The sequence below is a fragment of the Orrella marina genome (assembly GCF_003058465.1).
Classification (GTDB): Bacteria; Pseudomonadota; Gammaproteobacteria; order Burkholderiales; family Burkholderiaceae_B; genus Algicoccus; species Algicoccus marinus.
In genome coordinates this window covers 3,343,291-3,369,420 of sequence record NZ_CP028901.1, presented here as the reverse complement: position 1 = coordinate 3,369,420, position 26,130 = coordinate 3,343,291, and the positions used below count along the sequence as shown (strand labels likewise).

Genomic DNA, 26,130 nt, shown 5'->3' with positions numbered 1-26,130 from the left:
TTCACGCCCGACCTAGCTCAGCCCCTTCCTGACTTCAACACGCGTGCAATGCCTGCAGGGTTCAGCTTGTACAGCGTGCCCTTACCCTCGAAATACACCACAAAATGCTGATTATCCGGGCTAAAAGCAGCCGTTGGCCAATTTACGAGATTATGCGTGGAGGGCGTGTGATTCAAGACGAGAAGACGCTTGCCCGTTTCAATATCAGACAAGTACACATTATCGGATATTCGCGAGGCATCCAGCAAAAGGCGACCCTGGGCATTAATGCGTGTTTCATCAGCACCCAGCGACGACAGCCATTTTTCACGCGCTTTGAACGCTCGCTGGCCTGTTGACGTATCGCGCACCACCATCCCGTCCTTCAGGTCATAAAGCACATACTTGCCATTGCCGGTGAACACCGGCCCTGAAAATGCCGTCAAATTATTGATGGGGTATTCAATAAGTTTTTTGCCATTGCGGGTGTCATGAATGACAATCATCATTGGCTTGTTTTTACCCGTCTTTTCCTTGGCCATTACCACAGCCTTGCGACCATCCCGGCTCAAGCCAAAGCCAGAAATATAGCGGTCATCATCAAACTGTTTGACTCGTTTGCCGGTCTTGATGCTGAAACGATCCAGGTACGTCGTGCCAAACGTCTCTTGATACAACACAACCACATGGCCGGCCGCATCATCAAACGCAATCTGGAATTCATTAATTCCGTTGTCTTTTGGATCCCGATACGCCAAAGGCGACACTTTGGCGGTTTCTACATCAACAAGATAGGCCTTGCTCGTTGTTCCCAGAAGCACATGGCGCCCATCACCGGAGACGCGCAGGCCGTTTTGACCCCTCGAGACACTTGCCTTCAGGGGCAGGCGCTTGACCAACTTGCCATCTGCAACGGTATAAATCAGCAGTTCGCCATTGCCAAAGGTGTACAAGCGTGAGCCGTCAGGGTTAAACGCATAGGCACGGAACAAATCCACTTGAGCAACGGCTTGCACAGGCTTGACGGTTTCTTGCGACGCCTGACCGGCGCACTGCCCTTGGGGGTATTGCTTGTTATATGCTGCCCACGTCGTTTCACTGTTGACTTGACGAGCTATCGCACAGCCCAGCGCATCACCTTCTGGCGCCATCACCCACTTTTCGTCCTTTCGCATCAAGTACAGCTCAATGGTATTGTCTTGCACGGTTTTCGGGCGGCCATCTGTTTTTGAAGATTTTACGACCAGCTCGCAACCCAGGGTCACGTAATACACCCCCAGATCGGAAAACCATTGGTCACCGTCTTGTGTGCACGAACGCACAGTTGTTTCGCGCCGCATTTTTTCCATGACTTTTTGTATGATCGCATCTTCGGCGCGTTTGCCTGCGTAGGATCTCAAAAATGCCTCCTGGAACGACCAGTACCAGGGGATAAGGTCATCACCCGTGGCAAAGGAGGCTGGTGGTTTATGCTCCACGCTTCCGGGAACTGCTTGCGCTGCAGTTGCCATCGCATTGGCAACAGATATCACGGGCTTTCCTCCTGACGGTTCAGAGCCCCCCGACAGAGGCTGTCTGGATGACGTAACCTGACCTGCCTGCGCAGTAGTTTGCCGCATGATGTCGGGTGCTTTCAGCTTGTTGAAGAAAGCACCCAGCTGCTCAAACGCCAGCTGTGGCGACGGCTGGGCCACAATCTCGACGGAGAAGCCCACAAGAGTTTTATTCGCACTGACTGAAGTCGGGCCTGCGGCCACCACCAGCGTGCCTGTTGTGTTGTCAACACCGATAGCGCTCATGCGAGAAGAGTTTCCGTACACCGCAGGCGGCCTGATACCGACAAACCCACCCTTTTCAAGGCCAATCAGCGGATGAAAACTGTCCCATTTCCCGGGCGTGGTAGTGCTCCATCGAGATTCCACGACATCGGCTAAAGGCAGTACCTGATAGTTCTTCTTTCTGGCATCTTGAACTACGTGAAGCAGTGGCTCGCCTGAACCCGGTAACTGTGGTGAAAACCGGGCAGTGACCTTTGCCGTGACAGACTCGCCATCCTGACGCTTGTTAGTGATGGAATGTGAAATACTAATCACATTATTCGCCGGATCAAAACTGTATCCCCTGACCACAGTCACACCGACCTTTGGCAAAGGCATCTCGAAAAACACATAAACCTGCTTTTCTTTCACCCTGTGCTGTCGTTTGGATGAATACGGTGACCAACCTGCCTGTTCGAAAGCACCCACCGTTTTACCGTCAATTTCCAGCCCAAACAGCAGTCCTGGTTTCTTTCCATCCAGCACAGCAAAATTTTTACTGCCCTGATTACCAGGATCTGATTTTGCCGTGTAATGGACAATTGCCGCCGTCTTGACGTTGATTTTTACCCGGTAACCCGGATGCTCAACAGAAACGATGTCTTGTGCCAATACCGCGGAGGGAAGGAGAAGGCACAGTGCGAGGATCCACAAATATACTTTCAGATTCATTGGGCACATCCGGTAATAAGTAAACAGCCGAGAGTAACTAACAGCAGCACAGTGAGGCAAGCCGGGCGCCCCATAAACGAAATGCCTGATTGAGAGTGTTTGTCGCCCGCATGCGATTGGTTGCACATGGCGTAATCCGTCAGCTTTGACCACCGCTGCAACGGCGGTCGGGCACAAGCTCAAACTCGGATCAGCGGAGCCCCTAAGTTCGACACCAAATGCGCTAAGTAATTGATTTGTATAGACCGAGGCCTTCAAATTGCCACTACAGGAGGCTGAGCTGCTCTTTCTTGGTCGGCTTTTTCAGTGTCAAGGCTCCCAGCAGGTCAGTCTGGTCTTTGGTTAAGGTTGAGACGCCAGTCAGCGGTCGGTCATTGACCTTGATTTGATGGCGATGAATACGTTTCAGTTGTGCCAGGGCTTTTTCGGGCGTCAGGCTGGATTTGGCATTCTTCAGTCGTTCGCGCATAACACGGTACAGGATCAGAGCCATGAAGCAGATCATTGCGTGGGCACGGATACGCTGAGGTAGGCGGTGGTATACCGGCGCAATCTCGATCTCGGATTTCAGGACTTTAAAACCACGTTCGATGTCCGCCAGGCTCTTATAGCGTTTGACGACGTCTTGGGGCGTCAGGTCTGTGGCGTTGGTCACGAGCAGCAATTTTCCGTCCACAAGCTCGGCTTGCTTGAGCGCCTTTTCAGTATCCAGTCCATTGAACACATAATTGTTTAGTGGCCGTGCCTGGTGGATTATTTGTCTGACGCAATTTTCGGAGTCAGACAAATGCATGGAAGAGATCCATCCTGGTGGCAAGGTCACCTGCAACGTTTCGAACAAGAAGGCATCGGGACCAAGGCCTACGCGCAACGTGAAGGTCTTGATGTCAAAGCGCTGTATGAGAGCCGCCGCAATTTCAAGCGACGCATCAGTCCCCCGATGGCGGCTGATAACCCGCCCCGGGTCTCGCGTCAGTTCGTAGAACTCAGGCCATGCCCCGACTCATCGAAAGATGGGAGTGCGTCCGAGATGAGCTGCAGCCTGGTTCTGCCCTCAGGTGTACGTCTGGAGATGTCAGATCTGCCCGGCATTGGCTGGATCACGGCCCTTGCGCACGAACTGGGTGGTCTGGGTAGGGAGCAGCGCTGATGCATCCGGGCTACAGCATCGGATCGGTCTATCTGCATCGCGATCCCATTGACTTCAGAAAGCAGATCAACGGACTGGCAACCCTGGTGCAAGGTGAGCTCGAGCTCAATCCATTCATGGATGCCGTGTTTGTGTTCACCAACCGAGGGCGCACCAGCCTGAAAGTGCTCTATTGACATCGTAACGGTTTCTGTCTCTGGCAAAAACGTCTTGAGACCGACCGTTTTGCCTGGCCCAAAGGGGCGTCATTTGAGCAGGCTCACCCGGTGTCGGCCAGCGAGTTCCAGTGGTTGCTGGAAGGTCTGGATCCGTGGCACAAAAATGCGCATAAGGTGTTGAATTACAAACATATTTAAGCCATTTCGAGGTATAACGCAGCATGTCTGATCGTGCTGCAAACACCCCCTCATCCGGAACCGATTCCTTGCTGTCTTCACTGGTGGCAGAGGGTCTGAATCCGTCTGCTGCGAACAAGATCGAGCTTGCAATCGAGGCCATGATTCAGGCGCAGGTCGAGCAACGCATCCAGGCTGAGATCGATCGCAAAATCCAGTCAGAACTCGACAAATTCATCCAGGAAGAGAAAGCCCGTCAGGATGCGCAGTTCGATCAGCACGTGGCCCACGAAGTCGTCCAGAAGGTGCTCGAGATCATCGAGCAGAACCGCCTGGCCCGGCATCGTCAGTTTGGCGCCAGCAGCGAAGCGTATCAAGGCACGCTCTTTAACGAAGCCGAGCTCCTCACCGATCAGAACCCGGATGAGGACGATGAGTCGTGCGACGAGCAGGCGCCGGCCGATGACACATCGACGAAGCCTTCGCGCAAGAAGAAGTCCAAGGCACGCGGTCATCGCGGTCCATTGCCACCGGAGCTGCCCCGCGTTGAGGTGCTCATCGATGTACCGCAAGACCAGCGCACGGATGCCCGTGGTCAACCCATGGTGCGCATTGGCGAAGAAGTGAGCGAACAGCTCGACATCATCCCGATGAAGATCCGGGTGATCCGCACGGTGCGCCCCAAGTACGCACCGGCCCGAGGCGATGGCAAACCCGTGATCGCTGCGCCACCTGCGAATCTGCTGCCACGCAGCATCCTGAGCGCAGGCGCCATGGCGATGGTGATCGCAGTCAAGTTTGTCGATGGTATGCCATTGTTTCGCATCGCCAAGATCCTGGCGCGCAGCGGGGTGCATCTGCCGCCGCAGACGCTGGCCCGCAACTGCATCAAGACCGCCCAGGCGTTGCAGCCACTGTACAACCTGCTCCAGGACACCTTGCTCGATGGTTCCATCATCCACATGGATGAGACTTACGTGCAGGTGCTCAAGGAGCCAGAACGAAAGGCCACCACCAAATCCTACATGTGGGTGCGGCGAGGCGGTCCACCGGGCAAGACCGTTGTCCTGTTTGATTACGAACAGAATCGCTCGGGCAAAACACCGGCGCTTTTGCTTGAGGGCTGGCGTGGCCATTTGATGACCGACTGCTATTCGGGCTACAACGGCGTGGGCCATCAACCCGGTGTCATCCGCATGGCATGCATGGCGCATTGCCGCCGCGAGTTTGTGAAGGCTGATCGCGCCAACCCCTCCAGAAAGGAGACACCGGCCAAAAAGGCCATCAAATTCTTTGCCCGCCTGTACCGTATCGAGAAACGGGTGCGTAATGCACCAGACAGTTTCCGTTACCAGGTTCGCCAGCGACTGAGCAAGCGAACACTCGATGAGTTGCGAGCCTGGCTTGATCAGATGAGACCGCTGGTCACACCCAAGAGCCAGCTGGGTAAAGCCCTGGCGTATCTGGACAACTGCTGGGACCGGATGGTGCGATATATCGACCGTGGCGATCTGCCCATCGACAACAACGAAGTTCATGCCGCCGGCGGCATGAAGATGGTTATTATCCAGATCGATCTCAGGGTGATCGAGAAAGGTGATCAGATCAGGCCAATGCTTTTGCATACTGCGCAGCACGCGTGCTCAGGGTGCTGGTTAGCCAGTTGCAGGAAATCGCGGCGCTGATGTGCCCAGCACAGTGCAAGTTTGACTCCGGGGGTGCCACGCACATACTTGCGATACGCCGCGTACCGGTCAACCGACAACACGCCGTCTGTCACGCCCTCGAGGACGGCCGTCGGTACACTCGAGGCGCGCGACGGATCCATAACGAAATGCAAAACATCTTTGGCCTTGAACACCCACAGATACCAACGATGACCGAGCTTGTCCTCCTGCGGCTCGAAGACCTCCCAGCGGGTCTCATCGACATGCCACTGGCGGGCTTGGCGCAGGCGGTCCAGACCAGCCTCGTACAAGGGCTTGAACAAGGGCACAAGGCGCAACAAGCTCTCGGTCAACGTGCCCTGCGCCACGCGTAAGCCCTGATCACGCCATTGGCTAAGCAGCCGATACGTGGGCTGGCCGTGACGGTATTTCGAGAGCAAGGCCTGCACGAGCAATGAGTTCCCCAGCTTGCCTCGTGGGGTCAGTTGTGCCGGTGGTGGCGCCATGACAATGCCGGGCAGCGCACGGCAGTCGCAGGTGGGTCGATAGCGATGACGACGGATGACGCGGCGGTACGCCTTGACTTCGATCTCCAGCACCTGGGCGTCCTGCGTGCCCTGGATTTCGCTCACGTCTTTGCCGCAGCTTGGACAAACACAATCATCCAGGCGTAGCGATTCAATGCGCGAAGGCAAGTGCGTTTCGAGCACGCGCCCATGGCCTGGCTGACCAGGTTGTTGACCGCGTTTGCGTCGGACCGGGTTCGGTGACATAACCTGAAATGGGGACGTGATTGTCTTTGTTTGCTCGAGCTCGGTGTTCAGCGCAGCCTGTTCGGCCTTCAAGCCTTGAACGATGCGTAGATGGTCTGCTTGCATGACCTGCATGCGTTCGACGGCGCGGGCATGCAGCGATTGATACTGGCGCGCTTGGGTACGTAATTCGATGTGTTCGCGACGCGTGATCGTGACGTGTTCAAGATCGAAAGGCGCGATCTCTGCCGCCGCCGGTTGGGCGTTTGAGTCTGCAGAGGTGGGTGTGAAAGGCGTGTCCATGGATGACACGATACTGATGAAAAAAGACGTGTTCAGCATTTTTTACTTGCCGGATCTTGGCAAATAACGTGCTCACCGAATATTTACGAACTTCAGTGGGCAAGGCTGCTCATGCTCTACGAGCTGAACCATGGTCGATGTTGAAGGTTAGTTGGCAAACTGTAAATGACAGCAGGTCATAAGTATGGCCTGTTGTACAGGGGCGCTCCTGCATGAGTAGGATTCGGTTGTCTGGGTTGCGGCTTCTGATTGACATCACAGGGCTATCCTTCTTCAAAGCCATGCTACGTACGGCAAGCTCCTGCAATGTGTCGACTGGCACCTCGGGCATAAAATTCAAACGTTTCAGCTCCCCATGTGCAATGCATGATCTCGATGCCCAGGTTGCGAGCCAATCTACGTGGCTGAGAATAAATATGCTGATTTGCGCTCGGTTTTTCATGTTGCGGCGTTCTGTGCGTGGCGATAAGGACCGGCTGAGATAGGCCAGGAACGGCTGCCGGCGATGGTGACAGTAGTTAAGTGCCTGAAGGCTAGTTGAGCTTTGTTTGCAAAGAAGTTTTTATATGAATGACGCAAAGCTTTGTAAATTGTCTGACGTGTTTAATCACGTTGATTATCAAATGCCTGTAATCGTATTCCAGTCATTTTGTGAGGCCTTTTGAGGGTAAACACGTATGGTGTGGCGCGGCGCGGGATTGTTGAATGATTATCAGGGGGAAGCGGCGCCGTACGGCGGAACTTCCGGGATATAACGATCCGGGTTCTGGAAAATCTGGGGAAACAAGAGACAAAAATTGAAAGAGACAACTCCTTCGAGCATCTCCCTTTTTTCGAGAGCTGAAAACGTTTTGTGCGGGTTTTCCGCACTCGCGATTTTTTCCATGATGTGTGTGATGACCCTGTCAGTGGTCATGCGGTATGTCTTCAATGCGCCACTTATCTGGCCCTACAAACTCATCAGCGTGTATTTCCTTGTCGGTGCCTTTTATCCCATAATTTCGCATACGCTGCGGGAAAATGAGCACATTGCTATCGACGTTATGGTGCCGTATCTAAAAAAACAGATCATTGCACCCATACGTGCTTTCGGTTATCTAGCCTCTTCGGTTCTTCTGGCCGTGATCTGCTGGTTGTATTGGGACCGGTTTGTTACCAGTTGGGTTGGCAATGAACTCGTCAGCATGGCTATTCCGTTGCCCTTGTGGGTGACGTACGGAATGGTTTGTGTTGGCTCCATTTTTGTAGCACTGCGTTGCCTGGTTAAAGCGCGTGATGAAATGCGCGATGCTTTTGCCAAAGACAGCAGCAAATGATCTGTGCACAATGAGTGGTCGCAACTTAGGTGACTTCAAAAAAAGCATATAAAGACGAGGAAGATATTCAAATATGGAACTGGCAACCGGGTTGGTCATACTGTTTTTGTTTTTAATTATTGGGTTTCCAGTTGCACTTTCCATGGCACTGGCCGGGGCGGTAGGGATCTGGCTGATCGGTGGCGATGTGACGCTATTGAGCATTTTGCGTACCTCGCCGATGAGCAGCGTCAACAATTACGAAATTGTGACGATACCGCTGTTCATTCTGATGGCAGAATTCATCATCATTTCCGGTGTTGCAAAAGACCTGTTTACATCCGCTTCTGTATGGGTCGGAAAGGTACGTGGTGGTCTGGCTATGGCCACGGCGCTGGCAGGCGCCGGGTTTGCAGCCATATCTGGCTCCAGCACGGCAGCGGCGGCCACGCTGGCATCGACATCTTTGCCAGCCATGATAGATGCTGGGTATGACCCGAAAGTTGCCGCTGGTACGGTGGCAATTTCCGGGACCTTGGCAATGCTGATTCCTCCTTCCATTGCGCTCATTATCTACGGCATTATTGCGGATGTCCCTGTTGGAAAGTTGCTCATTGGCGGAGTGATCCCCGGGATTTTAGTGACACTGGCCATCATGACGACGATCCTTGTGATCGTCACCAAAGATCCTTCGTTAGCGCCTACGGGAAGACGCTATACGATCATGGAGAAAATTCGCTCCCTGAGGAATACCGGTCCGATGATACTGCTGTTGTTTGCGGTAACCGGATTGATTTATACGGGAATTGCGACACCGACTGAATCGGCAGGAATTGGTGCTTTTGTGGCCTGTCTGATTGCAGCCTGGAAGCGCCAGCTTTCATTTCAGGGAACCTGGAAGGCACTCATCAACACTGGGCACACCACCTGCATGATTCTCTTCATCATGTTGGGGGCCCAGTTGTTTGGCTATTTCCTGACACTGTCTCAGGCCACGGTGGAACTGGTGAACTGGATCGATACGTTGCCTTTGCCGCCCTTAGCGATCATGGCAATTATTCTGGTGGGCTATATCATTCTTGGTTTTTTCCTGGATCAGGTGGCGATTCTGATTCTGACCGTACCGGTGCTATTGCCTGTCATCATAAACCTTGGGTTTGATCCGGTCTGGTTTGGCGTCATCGTTGTGGTGACGGCTGAGGTGGGCATGGTCACGCCTCCCATGGGAATGAACGTTTTCATTGTCAAAAAATATACGGATCGCTCGCTGGTCGAGATTTTTCAAGGCGTCATACCTCATATTTATGCGCATATTGTGGTGATCACACTGCTCACCATTTTTCCCGCACTCGTACTCTGGTTGCCGAATTCGATGCGCTAGCGCATGGTTGTGATCAAGCAAACCCGGTGTACGTGTCAACATAGGTTACTAACCTGATTACCAATCGAAGTTGGAGGAGAAATTATGAAAAAAATGAAACTAACAGTCTTGGCATTAAGCATGCTCGCGGCATCTGGTGCTGTGCTGGCCAAAGAGAAGATCCGTGTTGCTGACAGCCTGCCGGTCAATCATTTCATCGCGGAGGCATTGATCAAGCCCTGGATGGAGGAAGTGAAAACGATGTCCAATGGTGACATCGTGTTCCAGTATTTCCCCGCCGAACAGCTTGCCAAAGAAAAGGACATGTTTGAGTTGGTGAGGAGTGGCGGGGCGGATGTCGCCTATTTTGTGCCTTCCTACACTCCGGAGAAGTTTCCATTGTCCGTGGTGGGTGAGATTCCCGGCACCAACAAAACCCCATGCGAAGCCACCATGGCCTATTGGGAGTTGACCAAGGAAGGTGGGTTTTTAGATGAGCAAGAACTGTCCAAGCAGGGAGTCTCTATGCTGTTGCCCTTGAGTCTGGCTGCATACCAGATTCAGACGACAAAGCGTCCAGCCGATAGTTTGAAGGCCTTCAATGGCTTGCAGATCCGCACGGCGGGTGACATGAAGGAGCTGGCATTGAGCAAATTGGGGGCAACGCCCGTCTCCATGACTGCCACGGAAATCCGTGATGCAATGGCGCGAGGCACTGTTGATGGTAGTGCCCTGAGTTTTTCCAGCGTTCCACCCTATGGCATTGAAGAGGTGGCCAAGTACTCCACTGACAACTTTGATTTGGGTACGGTTGCATTGGGCTACTACTTCAATAGAGACAAGTGGAATAGTTTCTCTGATGCACACAAGAAAATTATGAACGATGCTGCTGCTAAAGTCGTTCCACTGGGCTGCCAGATGATCATCGACTTAAGTAACAAGGACAAGCAAAAAATGGTCGATGCTGGGGTCGAGATGGTTCAGTTTGCCGAGTCAGATCAACCCAAATTGAATGAAATCCTGGGTAGTGTTCAGGAGGAGTGGGCTGCGAGTGTCGAAAAAGCTGGTAAGCCAGGTAAAAAGGCGTTAGAGCTGTACCTTGAGGCACTTCAGAAGTAATGCCTGAGTGTCACTGTTCTGTCGCGCATGCACAGCAGTGACTTTCATGGCCATCGGCAACCAGATTGAGACTAACGTCCTCCGGGGCGAGTTCACCCTCTGGAGGCGATGGCCATTTTTCGGCTTCACACGCCGATTTGAATAAAGGTCTGGTGAAGCTAGCAGCAAACAGGATTGCAATCATGACATACCAATTATCTGAGCTTTCTGTCCCAGAACTGGCCACGGGCCTACAGGAAGGACGCTTCACGTCGCTCGAACTCGTTGAGCATTATCTCGAGGAAATTACAGCGCGCAATGACAAGTTGCATGCGTTTGTTGAGGTATATGCTGATGAGGCTCGTCTTGCTGCACAGGCGGCCGACCTGCAACGGCGCTCGGGTCAAGTGTTGAGTTGCTTTCACGGCATCCCCATCGCTATTAAAGATATCGCTGACATTAAGGGAAAGACGCGAACCAACGGCAGCCTGATTTGCAGTGCTACGCAGGCGCAAAACCACGCCGATGTCATTCAGAACCTGCTAAATGCTGGCTTTATTATTCTTGGGGTGACGCATCTGACCGAGTTTTGCGCTAATTCGTGGGGCATCAACGAATCGATGGGAACGCCCCACAACCCATCTGATATGACGGTTGCACGGCTACCAGGGGGATCCAGTAGTGGCTCTGCGGTTGCTCTTGGCGGCAATCTGACGCCATTGGCGATTGGAACTGATACTGGCGGTTCAGTCCGAATTCCGGCAGCCTGGTGTGGTGTCGTAGGCTTCAAGCCAACAATGGGTCGGATCAGCACCCAAGGTATTTTTGATTTGAGTCAATCCTGCGACACCGTGGGTCCTATGGCACGTTCAGTGCGTGATGTTGCCCTGCTATATGACGTCATGAGTAAAGACAACGCAGGCAAGCAATTTGATGTGAGCTACCTGGCACAACAACAAGCCAGAGGTGAGTTCAACCCATGGCGTGGTGCACGAATATGCGATGTGATCCCGGACGTGCGCGATGTATTTTCTGCCGATGTGTTGCGTGCTTATGATCGAACGCTGGCGAGTATGGCGAATCTTGGTGCAGAGATTTTCTCTATGAAATTGCCAATTTCTATCGAAGAGATGGCCAATGTTCATGGCATTGTGCTTGCAGCTGAAGGATATTCGGCGACACGTGACTTTATTCAGGGTGACACTTCTCTTATCAATGAAACAACGCGCAAGATTCTTGGACACGGCAAGGGTGTTTTGGCGGATGACTATTTGGATGCCATCAGAAAACGTGACAGGATGGCCGCGGAGCTTGAAACCTTCATGGCGCAATATGACGCCATTATCCTGCCAACAACCATGACCACATCGCCACCTGTTGCGAATGTCAGCTTTGAACGGGTGCCGTCGTTGTACACGCGTTTTGTAAACTTTTTTGATTTGTGTGGTTTGGCTTTTCCGAACGGTGAAGATGAGAAAAGTCTACCAACTTCAGTCCAGCTGATCGGGCGCACTGGTGAAGACATTAGAATTCTGGATCTTGGTGTGTCCTTCGAACATCTGACGCGCGAGACTTAAGCATGGGTTTAGATCTGACGACTGGGGATACGGATAAACGGAAGTCAGAGCCATAGATATCAGTGGTGGTGATCAACCGTGTGAGAAGGTCTCTTTGTACGGATCACATGGCACGTGCAGAAATTAGTCAGAACCACCACCACAACCATCCTCATGCGACCTTCAGGCTTGGAGGGTGGTGCGTTTAAAGGACACCAGAACTCAATTTATGGTGGTAGAGGGCCCTGTCTTTGAGGGTTGATCGGAACGCGTGAATACGCGCTATCCTGGTGAAGACGCATCAGGGCGAAGGCGCCCTATAGGAACTGTTACCCGGTCGCTTGCGTCAAAGATTGGTTGCGGTAGGGACATCGGTTTCCCGATGCCCCCCGCACAGATCCGTACGTGCGGAACTACCGTACATGGACGCCCCGGGTTTGCCAAGCCCTCAATCGTTGATGATGAGAAGGAAGAGATTGCAGCCGTACATTCGGACTTTCTATGTGGGCAACGCCCACTGTCCCTGATGGAATCTGCTGGTTAGCGCCTCTATCGCATACTCGCATTCAATTGATGCTGCGGTAATTACGGGCTTTGCCAACCACGGTCTGACCTGTCTTGCCATCAATGTCATGATTGCCTGAGCAATCGGTGGGGTGTACCTCTCTGTAACGGGTTCGCTTGCTGTTTGCTAGCTTGGGTTGTTCGGTTTCATACGGGCCGGCTCGATTACGCGGGTGCTTTTGACGCGTAATCGGGTCGGAAATCTCGTCCATGGGCCAGCATCGCCCAGACAATCCGCGTGGTCTTGTTGGCTTGTGCCACCACGGCCACATTCATGTTTCGTCGATTGATCAATTTGTTTAACCAGTGATCCGGATTGGCTTTCCTGCCCGCGTGATAGGCCAGTGCTCGAGCGCCATGAATCAGTAGTTTTCGCAGGTACGCATCGCCTCGTTTACTGATGCCCAGCAAAGTCTGTTTCCCGCCTGTGGAGTGCTGTCGTGGCACCAGACCGATCCAGGCAGCAAGTTCTCGGCCATTCTTGAAGTTGCGGGCATCCCCGATCATGGCAATCATGGCTGTGGCAATGATCACGCCAATGCCCGGAACTTGTTCAAGGCGCTGGCTGTCAACGTTGTTTCGATGCCAGGCATGGATTTCTTTTTCGATCATCTCGATCTGCTCGTCGAGCCAGCGCAGATGGTTGAGCAACTGATCGATCAGCCTTCTGAACATGCCTGGCAGTTCGTTGGTCGCATCTTCAATCAGCTCAGGGACCTTGCTGCGAACATGTCCGATACCTTGCGGGAGGATCAGGCCGTACTCCGCCATCAAGCCCCGGATGCGGTTGGCCGTGGCGGTTCGATCAACGATGAATCCTTCACGTGCGCGGTGCAGTGACAGCATCGCCTGTTGCTCGACATTCTTGACCGGAACAAAGCGCATGGTGGGTCGGCTGACGGCCTCACAGATGGCTTCAGCATCGGCCACATCGTGCTTGTTGGTCTTCACAAAGGGTTTGACAAACTGTGGCGAGATCAGCTTGACCTCATGCCCCAGGCTTTGCAACTGACGGGCCCAGTGATGTGCACTGCCACAGGCTTCCATGCCAATCACGCAAGGCTCCATGTTGGCGAAGAACGCCATCACCTTGTCGCGTTTGAGTTGCTTGCGCACCACGGGCTTGCCGCGCTCATCAGCGCCGTGAATCTGCAGAACGTTCTTTGCCAGATCAATGCCAATTGTCGTAATCTTCATGGTGGACGCCCTCCTGTCAGGTAATGGTTTTGACACCCATAATTTAAGGCACTCTGATGCCGTAGCCTCAGATCGGGGCGTCCATACCATTGCATACGGCTCCTACCTCGGGTATGACGCATAGAAGCGCTCTTCAGGATAAGGGTGCAATTTGCGCGGGCCAGGGAGGTATCGAGCAACCAGGCGGAGGAACCGATCCCACGGCAGCCGATGACGTTGGCTTCTTCGTTTGAGGGCGTGCCGCCAGGCGCGGCAGACCTCGGAACGGAAGCTACCCAAACGGTACAGGTTTGTGGGAACCGCATAGTAAGCAAAGTAGCCTTGCACAACCGTGCGAAGCCACTTTCCGACAACAGGCACTGGATGGTGCCTGCGACGCATCAGCTCCAGCCTAATGGCCTCAAGCGTCGCTCGCATGCGCTTTTTGACAGTCAAGCGGATCACATTAAATTGCCCGCCTCGACCTACGCCGCAACAGTGCGTGAATCCCAGAAAGTCAAACGTTTCAGGCTTACCAGCCCCGCGCCGCCTCCGATTCGAAGCAGCAAAGCGCCCAAACTCGATCAACCTCGTTTTAGAAGTATTCAAGGTCAGTCCAAATTTGTGCATTCTCGCCTGCATATCCTCGAGGAAGCGCTGAGCATCCTGTTCTTTCTGGAATCCAAACACGCTGTCATCAGCGTAGCGTACGACAATCATCGCGCCACGGGCATGCCGCTGCCGCCATTGCCGAGTCCATAGATCGAGAACGTAATGCAAGTAGATGTTAGCAAGCAACGGTGATATGACAGCCCCCTGAGGGGTGCCCTTGTGTGCCGCCATCCTGCACCCATCCTCAATCACACCCGCTTTGAGCCATTTGCAGATCAAACGTAACAGCCGTTTGTCGGCAATTCGGTGTTTCAGAAACTTGAGCATCCAGTCGTGATCGATCTCGTCGAAGAAAGACTGTATGTCTGCATCCAGTATCCAATTCACATGTCGGCTCTTGATCCCGACTGTGAGAGCATCGAGCGCATCGTGCTGACCCCGTCCCAGTCGAAACCCATACGAGAATCCGAGAAAGTCCTCTTCGTAGATCATGCTCAGTACGGTCGAAACCGCCTGTTGCACAATCTTGTCCTCCAGAGAGGCAATCCCGAGTGGACGTTGCCTTCCATCGGCTTTGGGTATGTAAACCCGCCGTGATGGACGGCAGCGATATGCACCCGTGTGTACAGCCCGGTGCAACCGATTCAACCGCTCGGTCAGGTCTTGCTCGTAGTCTCGCCACGTCACGCCATCCACGCCCACCGCCGCATCACGGCGAAGAGCGTAAAAGCTCTCTCGCAGCAATTGCGGGGTCACATGATGTAGCAGTGCCGTGAACTGCACGTTCTTATCCTTACGTGCCAACTTCAGGCTACGAAATCAACGGATTGGTAATTTGGGATTAATGGAAAAGCAAAGCAGACCGGCAATCGTCGACCCACTGCGTCTGGGCGTTTTGCTTCGAGACATCCGTGGTTACGAGGGCAAAGACGTGAATGTGAAGGCCGCACTGGCATGCAGATCATGCGCTGGACAAAATGAAGTCCGTTTCTGCCAAGGCCAACGACACGTAAGCAAAGAATCCCAGGCTCATGTTGTGTTCTCCTGCCAAAGTACCCTTCGCTCCCAATCTGTCGGAAAGCCCATGTGCAGCGGATCAATGGAGTGCTGCAACAGCGAAGTTTTCAAGCGTTGCTTCCAGTGGTGCTGAGGACTGATGCTGTCGAGCAGCCACGCCAACACAGTCAGCGTATTGTAGAGACGGCGGGAGTCCTTAGGGTTCAGACTAGCCACCAGCGCGGAAGGGCGGTGGCCCGGGACGCGAAAAGTGAAGGTGAACTCGCGATTCCACAGGCGGCTGTGGTGCGCGCAGAGATTGCGTATGACGCTAAGATGATGCAGAAAGGACGTGAGATTAGTCTCGTCCATGTTGTAGCGGTGTGCCACCGCATTGCGATCCGCACCGTGGCGTAAATTGCCATACCACTTGGACAACTGGCCAAGCGTCATGATCTCGACGAGGGCCCACACCGGAGGCAGGGGCTCGTCGTACTTCTGGTAATGATGCCGCAAGAATGTTTCCTGGCTCTTACGCGCCTCGATTTCCAGCTTCTGGCGTTGCTGGGTGTGGTTCCAGTTAGGTGCGAGCTTCTTGAACAGACTAGCGTTTGTTAGTGGCCAACTAAACTGACCCAGTACTGGCCATTAATTTTGACCCACCTCCGGGTGGCCTTCTGGCCACAGAAACAGTTACTGTCTCCCGCGTTTATCTACCGCCGGAGGCATGTCAGTGAAGGAGTGGGTTTTGATACACAAAATCAAGGCACTGCACGATAACGGCAAAGGGTTGTCGATTCGCGCCATCAGTCAGGAACTGGGGTTGTCGCGCAACACGGTTCGCAAGTACCTTCGCATGCCGGTCGAGGCTATTTCGGATCAGTTGGCTGATCCGTCTCGCAGCAAACGCCTCGATGACCATCGGGGTTATCTCGAGCATTTGCTCCAAAGTTTCCCTAAGTTGAGTGCGGTCAAGATCGCACGTAAGCTTCAGGCCAAGGTCGGAGAGTTACCCGCCTCGGATCGTTCCATCCGTCGCTATGTGCGTACGCTCAAGGCGCAAGTTGCCACGGCACAGGTGCGCTACTACGAGCCCATGCTTGATGATCTGCCTGGCGTTCAATGTCAGGTCGATCCGGGTGAGTTGCGCAAAGTGATGGTGGGTGACCAGGAGCGCACACTGCACTTCGTGGTGTTCGTGCTGTCCTACTCCCGGTTGATGTACGTTGGAGTGGTATTTCGCCCGTTGGACACCCAGCTTTTTATCCAACTCCATGATGAGGCGATGCGGTACTTTGGTGGCCTGCCCCAGGAGTGTGTTTACGATCAGACCAAGTTGGTGGTGATCAACGAACAGTACCGGGAGTTGACGCTGAACCAGCGCTTCCATGCGTATGCGACGACAGCCGGATTCCGGATACACGCCTGTGAAGGATATGACCCTGAGAGCAAAGGCAAGGTCGAAGCGGGCGTGAAGTACGTCAAGCAAGACTGTTTGTATGGAGAGGTCTTCCGGGATCAGGAGCATGTGCGTGAGCATGTGCAGCAGTGGCTCGACAATGTCGCCAATGACCGCGTGCACGGCACCACCGGCGAGTCGCCCCGTGAGAGGTTCGAGCGCGATGAGCGTGAACACCTGAACGGTTACCTGTCACCGGCTTGTGTGCAGCCTGTGGCCGGGCAAACACGAAGAGCCGACAAGACGGGTCTGATTGCCTGGAAGGCCAACAAGTACTCGGTACCGATGCGTTGGCAACAGGCCCGGGTGGGGGTTCTGGAGTCCAACGATCAACTGCACATCAGCGACTTGAGTACCGATGAGGTCATTGCCAGTCACGCCCTATGTCATGACAAGGGCAAGGTGATCAAAAACACCCACCATTACCGGGATCATGCCCAGCGTGTGAGCAAGCTCGAAGCTGACATCGATGCCCTGATTGGCTCGCAGACTGGCGGTCAGTTGTGCCAGCAACTCAAGCGATCCGAGCCTAAGATCTATAAGGATCAGTTGGTGGCGGTACGCGAGTTGCTCAAGCGCCACAAGACCGTGAATCTGGCGTTAATCGCTACGTTGGCACAGCGCCCTGGCATGACGGCAACCCGGCTGCAAGGCTACCTGGAGGCAGCCACGGCAGCGGTCTTGCGGGAGCGACACCCAGAGCCGATACGGCCATCGCGACATGCACTGGATCTGAGCGCTTATCAGCAACTTGGCCACTGCACTGGCCAGGAGGTGACCCATGAGCCAGCTTGAACGAACCGTGGCCCGTTACCGCAGTCTGCGACTGAGCGCGACTGCCGATGAACTCACCAATTTATTGGCCGAGGCAGAGGCCAATGAAATGTCCTATCTCAACTTTGCCGATCGGCTTGCCAAACACGAACTGATTCAGCGCCAGGATAACCGCGTGCGTCGCAACCAGAAGCTGGCGTCATTCCCGTCAGACAAGCGCCTGGAGGGCTTTGATTACCGACATCAGACCACCATCACCAAGCGTCAGGTCAATGCCTTGCTGGACTTCCAGTTCATCGACGAACGAAACAACCTCGTGTTCATCGGACCACCCGGTGTGGGCAAGACCCACCTGGCCATCGGTATCGGTCACAAGGCTGTGCAAGCTGGATACAGGGTACTGTTTCGCAACGCCCTGGATTTGGTCGAAGAGCTTGAACTGGCCGAGATGAAAGGAGAGCTCAAAAGGCGGGTCAGTTCCCTGGCCAAATACGACCTTCTGATCATTGATGAGCTAGGTTACCTGCCAATGACACGACAGGCCCGCTACAACCTGTTCCAGCTAATCAACAGCCTGTATGAATACCGGTCCATCATCCTGACCACCAATAAAGACTTCACCAGTTGGGGTGAGTTCTTCCATGACGACAACGTGGCGGTGCCGATCATTGACCGGGTCATTCACCATTCACAGATCTTTATGCTGGGAGGAGAGAGTTATCGCTTGAAACAGAAAACCGCAAATTAATCTTAGAAAGGTGGGTCAATTTTATTGGCCAAAGGTGGGTCAAAATTAATGGCCATTGACAAGCGTTCAGGTGCGCATGGGGGCCATACCGATGGGCCAAGGTATAAGCCCAGCCCGTGCGTACAGAAACCTCGACGCGTTCAATGGCATCAAGTACCAGCAGGCGCAATTCACGATCAAAGATGTAGAGGTTCAGGACATCGACGAAACGGGTGCCTGGCTTGAAGGAATGGCTAGCATGGTCCGCCTCGAAAGGTAGCCAGTAAGCCGCCAGCCGATAGTAGTTGATGTGCCCGAGATAGTGCAGCGCTTCGGCACGATCGCCGCAGACCACGCCGCGCTGGATCAACTGGTCGAGTTGCTGGTCGTCGGTGAACGCGGGCTTGTTGAACTTCATTTTTCCGGCCTCGGAAAAAAGTAACCCCCCATGGTGCGCATCTTTGAGAGGCGTGGGGGTGTTGTTATATAGAATTATACACAAAGTATGGCCTTGCGCCATAACGCACATAGACGCCCATCGTTTGCCAAACCCTCAACGTTGATTGCGGTCTCTAAACGTTGTGTTTCGGTAACGGATTCAACTCTTTACCCAGGGGTTTACCAATTTATTTTTCGGAATCCTGGATCTCTCTGAAAAGCCGCATAAATAAAGACTTTGGCGTTTTTGTTCGATTCCTTTCACCGGCACCATTTAACCGTAGTCTGGTAGAGTCCGATCAAGTCGCGACACTCCGACCAGGAAAGCCTAGTACATAGTGCATCAAGCAAGAACGTCCTGCGGGGCGTTTTTTATTTTCCGATTGTTTTGCACAATCGCCTACAGTGACTTCTGGCTCGACCCTTCGTTTGTGTTAGTTAACCAGAATGGAATTGATCTTTAACGATCGTTCTTGGATAGACGAAATCGCCACCCCATAGGCTTTACGCACCCACGGTATGTTCAGAGTCTGTACCGGATAGCTCGGAGCCCCAGTCGACTGAAATCACTCACCACGACACGTTAGCAAAAGACCTCCTGTCAAACCTGAACACCACCGGAACAATTCGTTCAGTACAGCTCCATCAGTGCCGTGTTGTCGCTGAACTCCGCGGGAGCACCCTCCTTGATCAGTGCCCCGGACTTCATCACGATCACCCGGTCCGAAATCTTGAGCGCCTCCTTGACGTTCTGCTCCACAATCAGGATCGACATCTTTCGCTCTTGCTGCAACGCCTTGATCGGGCCCATCAGGTCCTGAAACAGCTTCGGTGCCAGTCCGATCGACGGCTCGTCGAGCAACAGACAACGCGGCTGACTCAGCAACGCACGGCCCAGCGACACCATCTGCTGCTGCCCACCCGAAAGCGTGCCGGCACGCTGGTTATAGAACCGCTTGACCATCGGCAAAATCTCGAACACCCACTCCAGGCGCGCCTGCTGATCAGCCGGCTTGATCCCGGCCGCCCAGAACCCCAGCCGCATGATCTCGGCCACACTCAGCCCCGGAAATATCCCGCGTCCTTCGGGCACCATGGCCACGCCATTGGCATTCATGAACCGGGAATTCAGACTCCGGATCGGCTTGCCCTCGAGCCAGACCTCACCGGACGATGGGGCCACCAGCCCGAACAGGGCTTTGAGCAACGTGGACTTGCCGGCCCCGTTGTGACCGATCAGACACAGCACCTCGTCGTACCCGAGTCTGACATCAAACCCCTCGAGCACGGGGCGCCCGCCATAGCCGACCTTGAGCCCGCGACCTTCCAAAAACCAAGACGATGTCGACATGCTCATCGATCTCCAAAGTAAATTGCAGCCAGATGGGGATCTTTCAGAATCTCCTCTGACGATCCTTGTGCCAGCACCTTGCCCTGATCCAGAAACGCCACCGTGTCCGAGAGCTGGATCACGATATCGAGGTTGTGCTCGATGATGCAGATCGTCACCCCTCGACGCGCGTAGTCCTTGAGCAACGCCACGAAACGATCGAATGAGCGTGGATCCAGACCCGAGGCTGGCTCATCGAGCAGCCAAAGTTTGGACTTGGCTGCCATGATCCGGGCCATGCTTAAAAACTTGCGCTCGGCATACGCCAGATCCACGGCCCGCTCGTTGCGCTTGGCCGCCAGGCCAGTCTCCTCCAGAATCTCGTCGATGCGCGCCGCATCAGAGGCACCGAACTGCCACAGCCAGCTGCTGTTCTCCATGACGCTCTGGATGTTCTCCTGCACGGTCATGTGATTAAAGAGCCGCAGATCCTGAAAGGTGCGCCCGATCCCCTTTCGCGCGATTTTCCAGGGGGGCATGCTCACCAGCGGCTCGCCAAGCCAGTGGATGGTTCCGCTCGTAGGCACCAGGTGCCCGGTCACCATGTTGAACAGCGTCGTCTTGCCCGCGCCGTTGGGTCCGACCAGGGTCGTAATGATCCCCGCAGGCAAATCCAGCGACACTTCGGAAATCGCCTGCAAACCACCAAAATTCTTGTTCAGACCCCGGATCTCGAGCAGGATCTCGTTCGAGGAACGCGTTTGACTCATGCTGACTTTTCCTTGCTGCGTCCACCAACCAGACCACCCGGCCGGTACATCATCAGAATGACCATGGCTGCGCCATAGATGATCTGCTGGATCGTGCCGAGCTCGCCCGGCGGAATGAACGGCAGATAGGTCAGTGCCGCAGGCAGTGCCATGACGATGGCCGCCCCCACGAGTGGCCCCATCAACGTGCCGGTGCCTCCGATGATGACCATCGCCATCAGCAGGATCGACATGTTCAGCGTGAACACCTCGACGTTCACAAAGCTCATGTAAAACGCGTACAAGCCGCCACCCAGCGCCGCAAGCGCCGCTGACACCGCAACCGACAGCGTCTTGATCGCGTTGACGTGCTTGCCGTAGGCCTGGGCGGCCGATTCGCTATCGCGAATGGCCATCAGGCTCCGTCCAAAGCTGCCCCTGACCAGTAGCGCCAGCACCCCCAGCACCCCCAGCAAAATCGCCAGCGACAGCCCCACGAACTGGCTGGTACTGGTGAACGTGTAGCCAAACAGCACCGGCGGCGGAATGCCGACCATGCCGCCCAGACCACCGGTGACCGACTTCCATTCAGAAAAGATGGTCACACCAATAATCTGCAGGCCCAGGGACGCCGCTACAAAGTACTCACCGCGCACGCGCAGCGCGGGCAAGGCCAGTGCCATGGACAGAATGGCGGACAAGCCCATGGCCGCCAGCATGCACAGCAGTAGCGAATCGGTGAAGTTCAACGCCACGTAGGCAGCCGTATAGGCCCCCACCCCGAAGAAGATGGCATGGGCGAGCGAGAAGATGCCCGCATAGCCCATGATGAAGTTCAGCGTCAGCGCCAGAATCGCGTTGATCGAGAACAGGATGAAAATGTTCTGAAGATAGGCAAGCATGGCTTTTATGACACGATGGCTCGCCCGTAGAAACCGCCCGGACGAAAGATGATGAAAAGAAACAGGATCACGAAGGTGACCGCTTCGCTCCACTGCGGCTCAAAGAATGCAAGACTCAGGTTCTCGGCCAGTCCAAAGAGCATCCCGGCCATGGCCGCGCCTCGCAGACTGCCCACACCCCCCACGATCGTGGCCGCGATACTGATCATCATGATGTGATGCCCCATCGAGGCACTCAAACCGGTGGTCGTGGCCGTGAGCACCGCAGCCGGCACCACCAGCACGGACCCAATCAGAAAGGCGTACTTGCCAAGCTCGCGCTGGTTCAGACCGAACACATCGATCAGCATCGGATTCTCGCCCAGCGCCCGTAGCGCCACCCCCAGACTCGTGTGGGTGAACAGCCAGTGCAAAATGGCAAAGCAGACGATGGCCACAATCACCGCGACAAACGACATCGGTGCAACAAAGAGCCCCGGCATCATCTCGACACTGCGGCTCCAGTCGGTGCTGACCGTCATCAGACCCTTGCCAAAGAAAATGGCGATCAGGTTCTCGACCACGATCGCAGCACCAAATGACGCCGCAAAGACGGTAAAAAACGACCCCTCATGGCGCTGAATCACCACATAGACCCAGCGGTTGAGCAACATGCCAAACAGACCCGCAGCCAGGGCCGAGCCCAGAACCGAGAGGATCAGTCCGAGCTCGAACACCTGGTAACACTCGTAGAACACGAAACCGGCAATCGTGAAGGTGGCACCATGTGCCGCGTGAAACACCCTGGTCATCCCGAAGATCAGCGAGAATCCCGCGGCAATCAGGGCATACATCGCCCCGGTCTGTATGCCGTTAACCAATAGTTGCAAATACAGCATGACGCCACTCTTCCTTGAAGCTGATTATTTGCCGGGTTTGACGATCTTGGTCGTTCCATTGGCAATCTCGTTCACCTGAACCGGTGCCCTGACCGTACCGTCATCCTGGAACGAAACAGTCGAACCGACAAACTGAAACGAAGGAGTCGCCTGACGCTTCTCAAGCAGGTTGGCGCCCGTTATCGCCTTGCCTTCCTTCTGCAGTGCTTCGACCAGATCTGCGAACAACATCGTGGCGTTGTAGTAGTTGATAGCGTAGGTGTTCGGCTCCTTGCCATGTTTGGCTGTGTAGTCCTTGACCATGCGCTGGGTACGCGCATCCTGACTCTGGCGATTCACTTCCTGACTGGTAAAGAAGCTGCCCTGGGCCTCTGGAAGTGCAAGCATCGACGGCATTGAAAAAACCGAATAACTCGCGATGGGTTGACTGACCCCGTTGTCTCGCAACTGCTTGGTCAATTGCACCTGCTGGTTGCCATAGGATGCGATGTAGACGGCATCGGGACGGGTATCTCTCACACGCGCTGCAATACCCGAGAACTGCTGGGCCGATGCGGGGATAGAGAACGCCCCCACCAATTCGGCACCTGCCGCCTTGAGTTCCTTGTCGAGCACCTTTTTTGCGGCATCGCCAAGTGGATCATCGATGTAAACGAGGGCCACGCGCTTGAGACCCTTGTCCTTGACCAGAAATGGCACCATGGTGGCTACTTCCAGGTTGGCCAGAGGAATGACGTTCCAGAAGTACGGTCCGAGTTCCGCCAGGTCAGGACCCACACCACCCCCATTCACAATCACAACCTGATTACGCTGACCGAGTGGTGCGACTGCCTTGGACACACCGGTGTAAGCTGAAAGAATATAGGGCACACGCTCAACGTTGATCAGTTTGTTGGCGGCAATCACACCTTGGGTCGGCAAGGCCTGACTGTCTTCGTAGACCACACCAAACGATCCATTCAAACGCTTATCAGCATTGATGTGTTCGACCGCGAGATCGATACCTGTTGCAAAGAGTTGTCCTGCTTCGGCATTGGGTCCGCTCAACGGAAATGCTGCCCCCAGTTTGATATCCTGCGCAACCGCTGATCCAGCAACCATGGCCTGGCAAATCACCAGTGCGCTGAGTAATTTCTTCATTTCAGTCCCCTCACTATGTTGTTATCCAGACCATACACATTCCTAAGTCTGGTGATCGAAAAGATTCACTCACTACATTCGCGCTACGACACTGGCTTCAGAGTCGCGAAGCGCGTTTCTTGAAACTGTCAGTCCGGACGGTAAACGCTACAGTCCGGTGCCAATATCAAGCTTGCCTGCGTAATTGCCTGCAAGTCCTCCAGCGTCATACCTTCAACCATTCGATCAACCCGCAAGCCTGCTTCGGTAATGGTCATGAGCGCGAAATTGGTATAGATCCTGTTGACGCAACCCATACCGGTCAAGGGATATGTGCACCTTTCCAGCACTCTGGGTGCGCCATCCTTTTGGCAGTGTTCCATCAACACCCAGACCTGTCTGGCACCCGCAGCCAGATCCATCGCACCACCCACGCCCGGCGCGAACTTGTCAGATCCCGTTGACCAGTTGGCAATGTCACCGTTTGCAGCCACCTGAAATGCACCAAGACAGGCGATGTCGATATGCCCGCCGCGAATCATCAGAAACGAATCGCTATGACTGAACACGGATGCACCTGGCAACAGCGTCACGAACCCCTTGCCAGCGTTGACTACATCGGGGTCTTCCTGTCCGGGTTCGGGTGCCGGGCCAAGACCGAGAAGCCCTTGCTCGCTCTGCAACTGCACCTCCTTCTCACGCGCCACATAATTCGCGATCTTGGTCGGCAAGCCGATGCCCAGATTGACGTAAGCGCCATCTGGCATGTCGTTGGCGACTACACGCGCAATGTCTTCTCGCGCCAGTCCGCACGGCGTGGGCGACTGTGCGCCCAAGTTGGGTTTCACTCCTTGCTGCATGTGACCTCCACCAGACGATCCACAAAAATTCCGGGTGTGACGACGTGTTCCGGATCAATCGCACCCACCTCGACAATCTGGGCCACCTGCGCGATGGTGAGGTCTGCTGCCCCCGCCATCACCGGATTGTTTACCCTGGCACCGCGGTGATACGTCAGATTACCCATCCGGTCGCCACATTGCCCGCGTATCAAGGCCACATCCGCGCGCAAAGGCTGCTCCAGGACGTACAACTTGCCGTCGATCATGCGGGACTCCTTGCCCTTGGCCAACTCAGTACCGGCCGCCGTCCGGGTAAAAAAACCGCCGATACCCGCCGAACCTGCCCGGATCCGCTCCGCCAGTGTTCCTTGAGGAACAAGCTCGATATCAATCTTTCCGGCCTGGTAGAGATCATCAAAAATGCTATGCCCTTCGATACCGCGAGGAAACGAGCAGACAATCTTGCGGATGACACCGGCGTGAAGCATGTCTGCCACCACATCCGTGCCGGTCGTTGCGTTGTTGGCAATCAACGTCAGGCCCCTGATGCCCAACTCGAGCACACCACGCAGCAAATCGGAAGGTCTGCCCGAGGTACTGAATCCTCCCACCAAGATCGTGGAGTCATCTCGCAAACCCTCCAGGGCGTTCGCGATACTCTGAACACGTTTATCAATCATTTCTTATCCTGTCTGACGGTCATTCTGTCTGGTTACCTTGCTGTCTTCATGTGCAGCTTTCAAGTTGTGTGGTTACGAAACTGCGGAGCGCGCTTTTGCTGAAACGCCGTGACAGCCTCTTTGTGATCTGCTGACTCGACACACGCGACGTGCCGTTGCGCCTCAAGATCAAGCATCCTGGACAGATCGGCGTCCAGTCCGTCGTTCAGATTGGCCTTGATACTGGCATAGGCAAACGTGGGGCCATCGGCTAGGTCTCGGGCCAGCTTCAGTCCGTGCTCACGCAGGATCCCGGCATCGACGAGTTCAGTGACCAACCCCAGTTCAAGCGCCTGCTCTCCCAGAACCGGTCGGGACAGCAAGTACATCTCGCGCGCTCTGGCCATACCAACAATACGCGGCAAAAAGTAGTGGCCACCAAAGTCGCCCGACAACCCGACCCGGGCAAACCCTGTCATCATGCGAATCGTCGCGTCCCCAAGTCGAATGTCACAGGCAAGCGCGAGAGACAATCCAGCACCGACCACGTGACCGCGCAGCAGTGCGATCGTTGGCTTCGATGTCTGATGCAAGAGTTCAACGATCTCCGTGCGACGTCTCAGGTCCGCCTCACGAGTGGCCTGATCGGATGATGCCCCCTCCTTTGCGCTTGCCGTGGCGTTCGATGCCATTCGCGACACATCACCTCCGGAGCAGAACGACGCGCCAACACCCTCCAGAACCACGACTCTTACATCAGGGCTTTGGTTAGCCTGAACCAGCGCATCACGCAAACCCGCGTACATACCGAGGGTGAGCGCGTTGTGCTGCTTCGGTCGATTAAGAGACAGAATCAGGACCCCGTCGATCAACGTCTGCAACAACTCTCCTTCTGTTCGATTCCATTGACTCACAACGCGC

The 26,130-nt window shown here is 54.6% G+C and carries 22 protein-coding genes and 2 pseudogenes; 9 read left to right on the top strand and 15 right to left on the bottom strand.

Going from position 1 to position 26,130, the window contains the following annotated elements; translation table 11 throughout:
- Positions 1–17 precede the first annotated feature (17 nt).
- Positions 18–2,468, bottom strand: a complete 2,451-nt coding sequence (locus DBV39_RS15315) for a WD40 repeat domain-containing protein (RefSeq protein WP_108622284.1) — start codon at positions 2,466–2,468, stop codon at positions 18–20.
- Between the two features lie 265 nt (positions 2,469–2,733).
- Positions 2,734–3,171, bottom strand: a pseudogene (locus DBV39_RS15310) (IS1634 family transposase); the annotation flags it as partial.
- 84 nt (positions 3,172–3,255) lie between these two features.
- Between DBV39_RS15310 and tnpA the strand changes: the two are divergent.
- The 3 genes and pseudogenes from tnpA (at position 3,256) to tnpC (DBV39_RS15290) (ending at position 5,638) form a co-directional block, all read left to right on the top strand.
- Positions 3,256–3,618, top strand: coding sequence for an IS66 family insertion sequence element accessory protein TnpA (tnpA, locus tag DBV39_RS15305; RefSeq protein WP_108622283.1), 363 nt, complete (start codon positions 3,256–3,258; stop codon positions 3,616–3,618).
- Positions 3,618–3,974, top strand: a pseudogene (gene tnpB, locus DBV39_RS20095) (IS66 family insertion sequence element accessory protein TnpB). The gene tnpA and the pseudogene tnpB overlap by 1 nt, the downstream one beginning before the upstream one ends.
- Positions 3,975–3,997: 23 nt before the next feature.
- Positions 3,998–5,638: an IS66 family transposase gene (gene tnpC, locus DBV39_RS15290; protein ID WP_108622280.1), complete on the top strand. Its 1,641-nt coding sequence runs from the start codon at positions 3,998–4,000 to the stop codon at positions 5,636–5,638.
- On the opposite strand, the gene tnpC (DBV39_RS15285) is transcribed toward tnpC (DBV39_RS15290), so the two are convergent.
- On the bottom strand, positions 5,554–6,714 hold the full coding sequence (gene tnpC, locus DBV39_RS15285) for an IS66 family transposase (protein ID WP_108622279.1): 1,161 nt from the start codon (positions 6,712–6,714) through the stop codon (positions 5,554–5,556). The two genes, tnpC (DBV39_RS15290) and tnpC (DBV39_RS15285), sit on opposite strands and share 85 nt — an antisense overlap.
- 758 nt (positions 6,715–7,472) lie before the next feature.
- Here tnpC (DBV39_RS15285) and DBV39_RS15280 point away from each other — a divergent pair.
- The 4 genes from DBV39_RS15280 (at position 7,473) to DBV39_RS15265 (ending at position 12,005) form a co-directional block, all read left to right on the top strand.
- Positions 7,473–7,991 carry a TRAP transporter small permease gene (locus DBV39_RS15280; RefSeq protein WP_159078985.1) on the top strand — a complete coding sequence of 173 codons (519 nt, stop codon included), beginning with the start codon at positions 7,473–7,475 and terminating at the stop codon, positions 7,989–7,991.
- 73 nt (positions 7,992–8,064) lie between these two features.
- Positions 8,065–9,351, top strand: coding sequence for a TRAP transporter large permease (locus DBV39_RS15275; protein ID WP_108622277.1), 1,287 nt, complete (start codon positions 8,065–8,067; stop codon positions 9,349–9,351).
- An 84-nt stretch (positions 9,352–9,435) separates the two neighbouring features.
- Positions 9,436–10,449, top strand: a complete 1,014-nt coding sequence (locus tag DBV39_RS15270; protein ID WP_108622276.1) for a TRAP transporter substrate-binding protein — start codon at positions 9,436–9,438, stop codon at positions 10,447–10,449.
- A gap of 182 nt (positions 10,450–10,631) precedes the next feature.
- The gene (locus DBV39_RS15265; RefSeq protein ID WP_159078984.1) at positions 10,632–12,005 is read left to right on the top strand and encodes an amidase; all 1,374 of its coding nucleotides are present in this window, start codon (positions 10,632–10,634) and stop codon (positions 12,003–12,005) included.
- A 708-nt stretch (positions 12,006–12,713) separates the two neighbouring features.
- Here DBV39_RS15265 and DBV39_RS15260 read toward each other — a convergent pair.
- From DBV39_RS15260 to DBV39_RS15250, 3 genes are all read right to left on the bottom strand, one after another.
- On the bottom strand, positions 12,714–13,745 hold the full coding sequence (locus DBV39_RS15260) for an IS110 family RNA-guided transposase (protein WP_108622274.1): 1,032 nt from the start codon (positions 13,743–13,745) through the stop codon (positions 12,714–12,716).
- A gap of 102 nt (positions 13,746–13,847) precedes the next feature.
- The gene (ltrA, locus tag DBV39_RS15255; RefSeq protein ID WP_108622273.1) at positions 13,848–15,119 is read right to left on the bottom strand and encodes a group II intron reverse transcriptase/maturase; all 1,272 of its coding nucleotides are present in this window, start codon (positions 15,117–15,119) and stop codon (positions 13,848–13,850) included.
- Positions 15,120–15,365: 246 nt separating this feature from the next.
- The gene (locus DBV39_RS15250; RefSeq protein WP_227870936.1) at positions 15,366–15,935 is read right to left on the bottom strand and encodes an Abi family protein; all 570 of its coding nucleotides are present in this window, start codon (positions 15,933–15,935) and stop codon (positions 15,366–15,368) included.
- A gap of 145 nt (positions 15,936–16,080) precedes the next feature.
- On the opposite strand from DBV39_RS15250, the gene istA reads away from it, so the two are divergent.
- Positions 16,081–17,586, top strand: a complete 1,506-nt coding sequence (gene istA, locus DBV39_RS15245; protein ID WP_108623307.1) for an IS21 family transposase — start codon at positions 16,081–16,083, stop codon at positions 17,584–17,586.
- The gene (istB, locus tag DBV39_RS15240) at positions 17,573–18,313 is read left to right on the top strand and encodes an IS21-like element helper ATPase IstB (RefSeq protein WP_108622271.1); all 741 of its coding nucleotides are present in this window, start codon (positions 17,573–17,575) and stop codon (positions 18,311–18,313) included. The genes istA and istB overlap by 14 nt, the downstream gene beginning before the upstream one ends.
- Here istB and DBV39_RS15235 read toward each other — a convergent pair.
- The 9 genes from DBV39_RS15235 to DBV39_RS15195 form a co-directional block, all read right to left on the bottom strand.
- Positions 18,264–18,710, bottom strand: coding sequence for an Abi family protein (locus tag DBV39_RS15235; RefSeq protein ID WP_108623306.1), 447 nt, complete (start codon positions 18,708–18,710; stop codon positions 18,264–18,266). The genes istB and DBV39_RS15235 overlap by 50 nt on opposite strands.
- A gap of 651 nt (positions 18,711–19,361) precedes the next feature.
- A complete protein-coding gene (locus DBV39_RS15230; RefSeq protein ID WP_227870663.1) occupies positions 19,362–20,081 on the bottom strand; it encodes an ABC transporter ATP-binding protein in 720 nt (239 codons plus the stop codon).
- A gap of 2 nt (positions 20,082–20,083) precedes the next feature.
- Positions 20,084–20,830: an ABC transporter ATP-binding protein gene (locus DBV39_RS15225; RefSeq protein WP_108622269.1), complete on the bottom strand. Its 747-nt coding sequence runs from the start codon at positions 20,828–20,830 to the stop codon at positions 20,084–20,086.
- Positions 20,827–21,711 carry a branched-chain amino acid ABC transporter permease gene (locus tag DBV39_RS15220; RefSeq protein WP_108622268.1) on the bottom strand — a complete coding sequence of 295 codons (885 nt, stop codon included), beginning with the start codon at positions 21,709–21,711 and terminating at the stop codon, positions 20,827–20,829. Before DBV39_RS15220 ends, DBV39_RS15225 begins: the two co-directional genes overlap by 4 nt.
- A gap of 5 nt (positions 21,712–21,716) precedes the next feature.
- Entirely contained in the window at positions 21,717–22,589 is an 873-nt protein-coding gene (locus tag DBV39_RS15215) for a branched-chain amino acid ABC transporter permease (protein WP_108622267.1), read from the bottom strand.
- A gap of 24 nt (positions 22,590–22,613) precedes the next feature.
- Complete coding sequence (locus DBV39_RS15210) at positions 22,614–23,729, bottom strand: ABC transporter substrate-binding protein (protein WP_108622266.1); 1,116 nt, start codon at positions 23,727–23,729, stop codon at positions 22,614–22,616.
- 128 nt (positions 23,730–23,857) lie between these two features.
- Positions 23,858–24,475, bottom strand: coding sequence for a 3-oxoacid CoA-transferase subunit B (locus DBV39_RS15205; protein WP_265416065.1), 618 nt, complete (start codon positions 24,473–24,475; stop codon positions 23,858–23,860).
- Positions 24,476–24,552: 77 nt separating this feature from the next.
- The gene (locus tag DBV39_RS15200) at positions 24,553–25,230 is read right to left on the bottom strand and encodes a 3-oxoacid CoA-transferase subunit A (protein WP_108622264.1); all 678 of its coding nucleotides are present in this window, start codon (positions 25,228–25,230) and stop codon (positions 24,553–24,555) included.
- Positions 25,231–25,289: 59 nt separating this feature from the next.
- Positions 25,290–26,123, bottom strand: coding sequence for an enoyl-CoA hydratase (locus DBV39_RS15195; RefSeq protein WP_108622263.1), 834 nt, complete (start codon positions 26,121–26,123; stop codon positions 25,290–25,292).
- Between the last annotated feature and the right edge of the window lie 7 nt (positions 26,124–26,130).

Excerpts from the sequence above, each read along its gene's own strand:
- DBV39_RS15315 (WP_108622284.1), bottom strand. The coding sequence starts at position 2,468 with ATGAATCTGAAAGTATATTTGTGGATCCTCGCACTGTGCCTTCTCCTT.
- tnpA (WP_108622283.1), top strand. The coding sequence starts at position 3,256 with ATGCATGGAAGAGATCCATCCTGGTGGCAAGGTCACCTGCAACGTTTC.
- tnpC (WP_108622280.1), top strand. The coding sequence starts at position 3,998 with ATGTCTGATCGTGCTGCAAACACCCCCTCATCCGGAACCGATTCCTTG.
- tnpC (WP_108622279.1), bottom strand. The coding sequence starts at position 6,714 with ATGCTGAACACGTCTTTTTTCATCAGTATCGTGTCATCCATGGACACG.
- DBV39_RS15275 (WP_108622277.1), top strand. The coding sequence starts at position 8,065 with ATGGAACTGGCAACCGGGTTGGTCATACTGTTTTTGTTTTTAATTATT.
- DBV39_RS15270 (WP_108622276.1), top strand. The coding sequence starts at position 9,436 with ATGAAAAAAATGAAACTAACAGTCTTGGCATTAAGCATGCTCGCGGCA.
- DBV39_RS15265 (WP_159078984.1), top strand. The coding sequence starts at position 10,632 with ATGACATACCAATTATCTGAGCTTTCTGTCCCAGAACTGGCCACGGGC.
- DBV39_RS15260 (WP_108622274.1), bottom strand. The coding sequence starts at position 13,745 with ATGAAGATTACGACAATTGGCATTGATCTGGCAAAGAACGTTCTGCAG.
- istB (WP_108622271.1), top strand. The coding sequence starts at position 17,573 with ATGAGCCAGCTTGAACGAACCGTGGCCCGTTACCGCAGTCTGCGACTG.
- DBV39_RS15235 (WP_108623306.1), bottom strand. The coding sequence starts at position 18,710 with ATGAAGTTCAACAAGCCCGCGTTCACCGACGACCAGCAACTCGACCAG.
- DBV39_RS15230 (WP_227870663.1), bottom strand. The coding sequence starts at position 20,081 with ATGTCGACATCGTCTTGGTTTTTGGAAGGTCGCGGGCTCAAGGTCGGC.
- DBV39_RS15225 (WP_108622269.1), bottom strand. The coding sequence starts at position 20,830 with ATGAGTCAAACGCGTTCCTCGAACGAGATCCTGCTCGAGATCCGGGGT.
- DBV39_RS15220 (WP_108622268.1), bottom strand. The coding sequence starts at position 21,711 with ATGCTTGCCTATCTTCAGAACATTTTCATCCTGTTCTCGATCAACGCG.
- DBV39_RS15215 (WP_108622267.1), bottom strand. The coding sequence starts at position 22,589 with ATGCTGTATTTGCAACTATTGGTTAACGGCATACAGACCGGGGCGATG.
- DBV39_RS15210 (WP_108622266.1), bottom strand. The coding sequence starts at position 23,729 with ATGAAGAAATTACTCAGCGCACTGGTGATTTGCCAGGCCATGGTTGCT.
- DBV39_RS15205 (WP_265416065.1), bottom strand. The coding sequence starts at position 24,475 with ATGCCAGATGGCGCTTACGTCAATCTGGGCATCGGCTTGCCGACCAAG.
- DBV39_RS15200 (WP_108622264.1), bottom strand. The coding sequence starts at position 25,230 with ATGATTGATAAACGTGTTCAGAGTATCGCGAACGCCCTGGAGGGTTTG.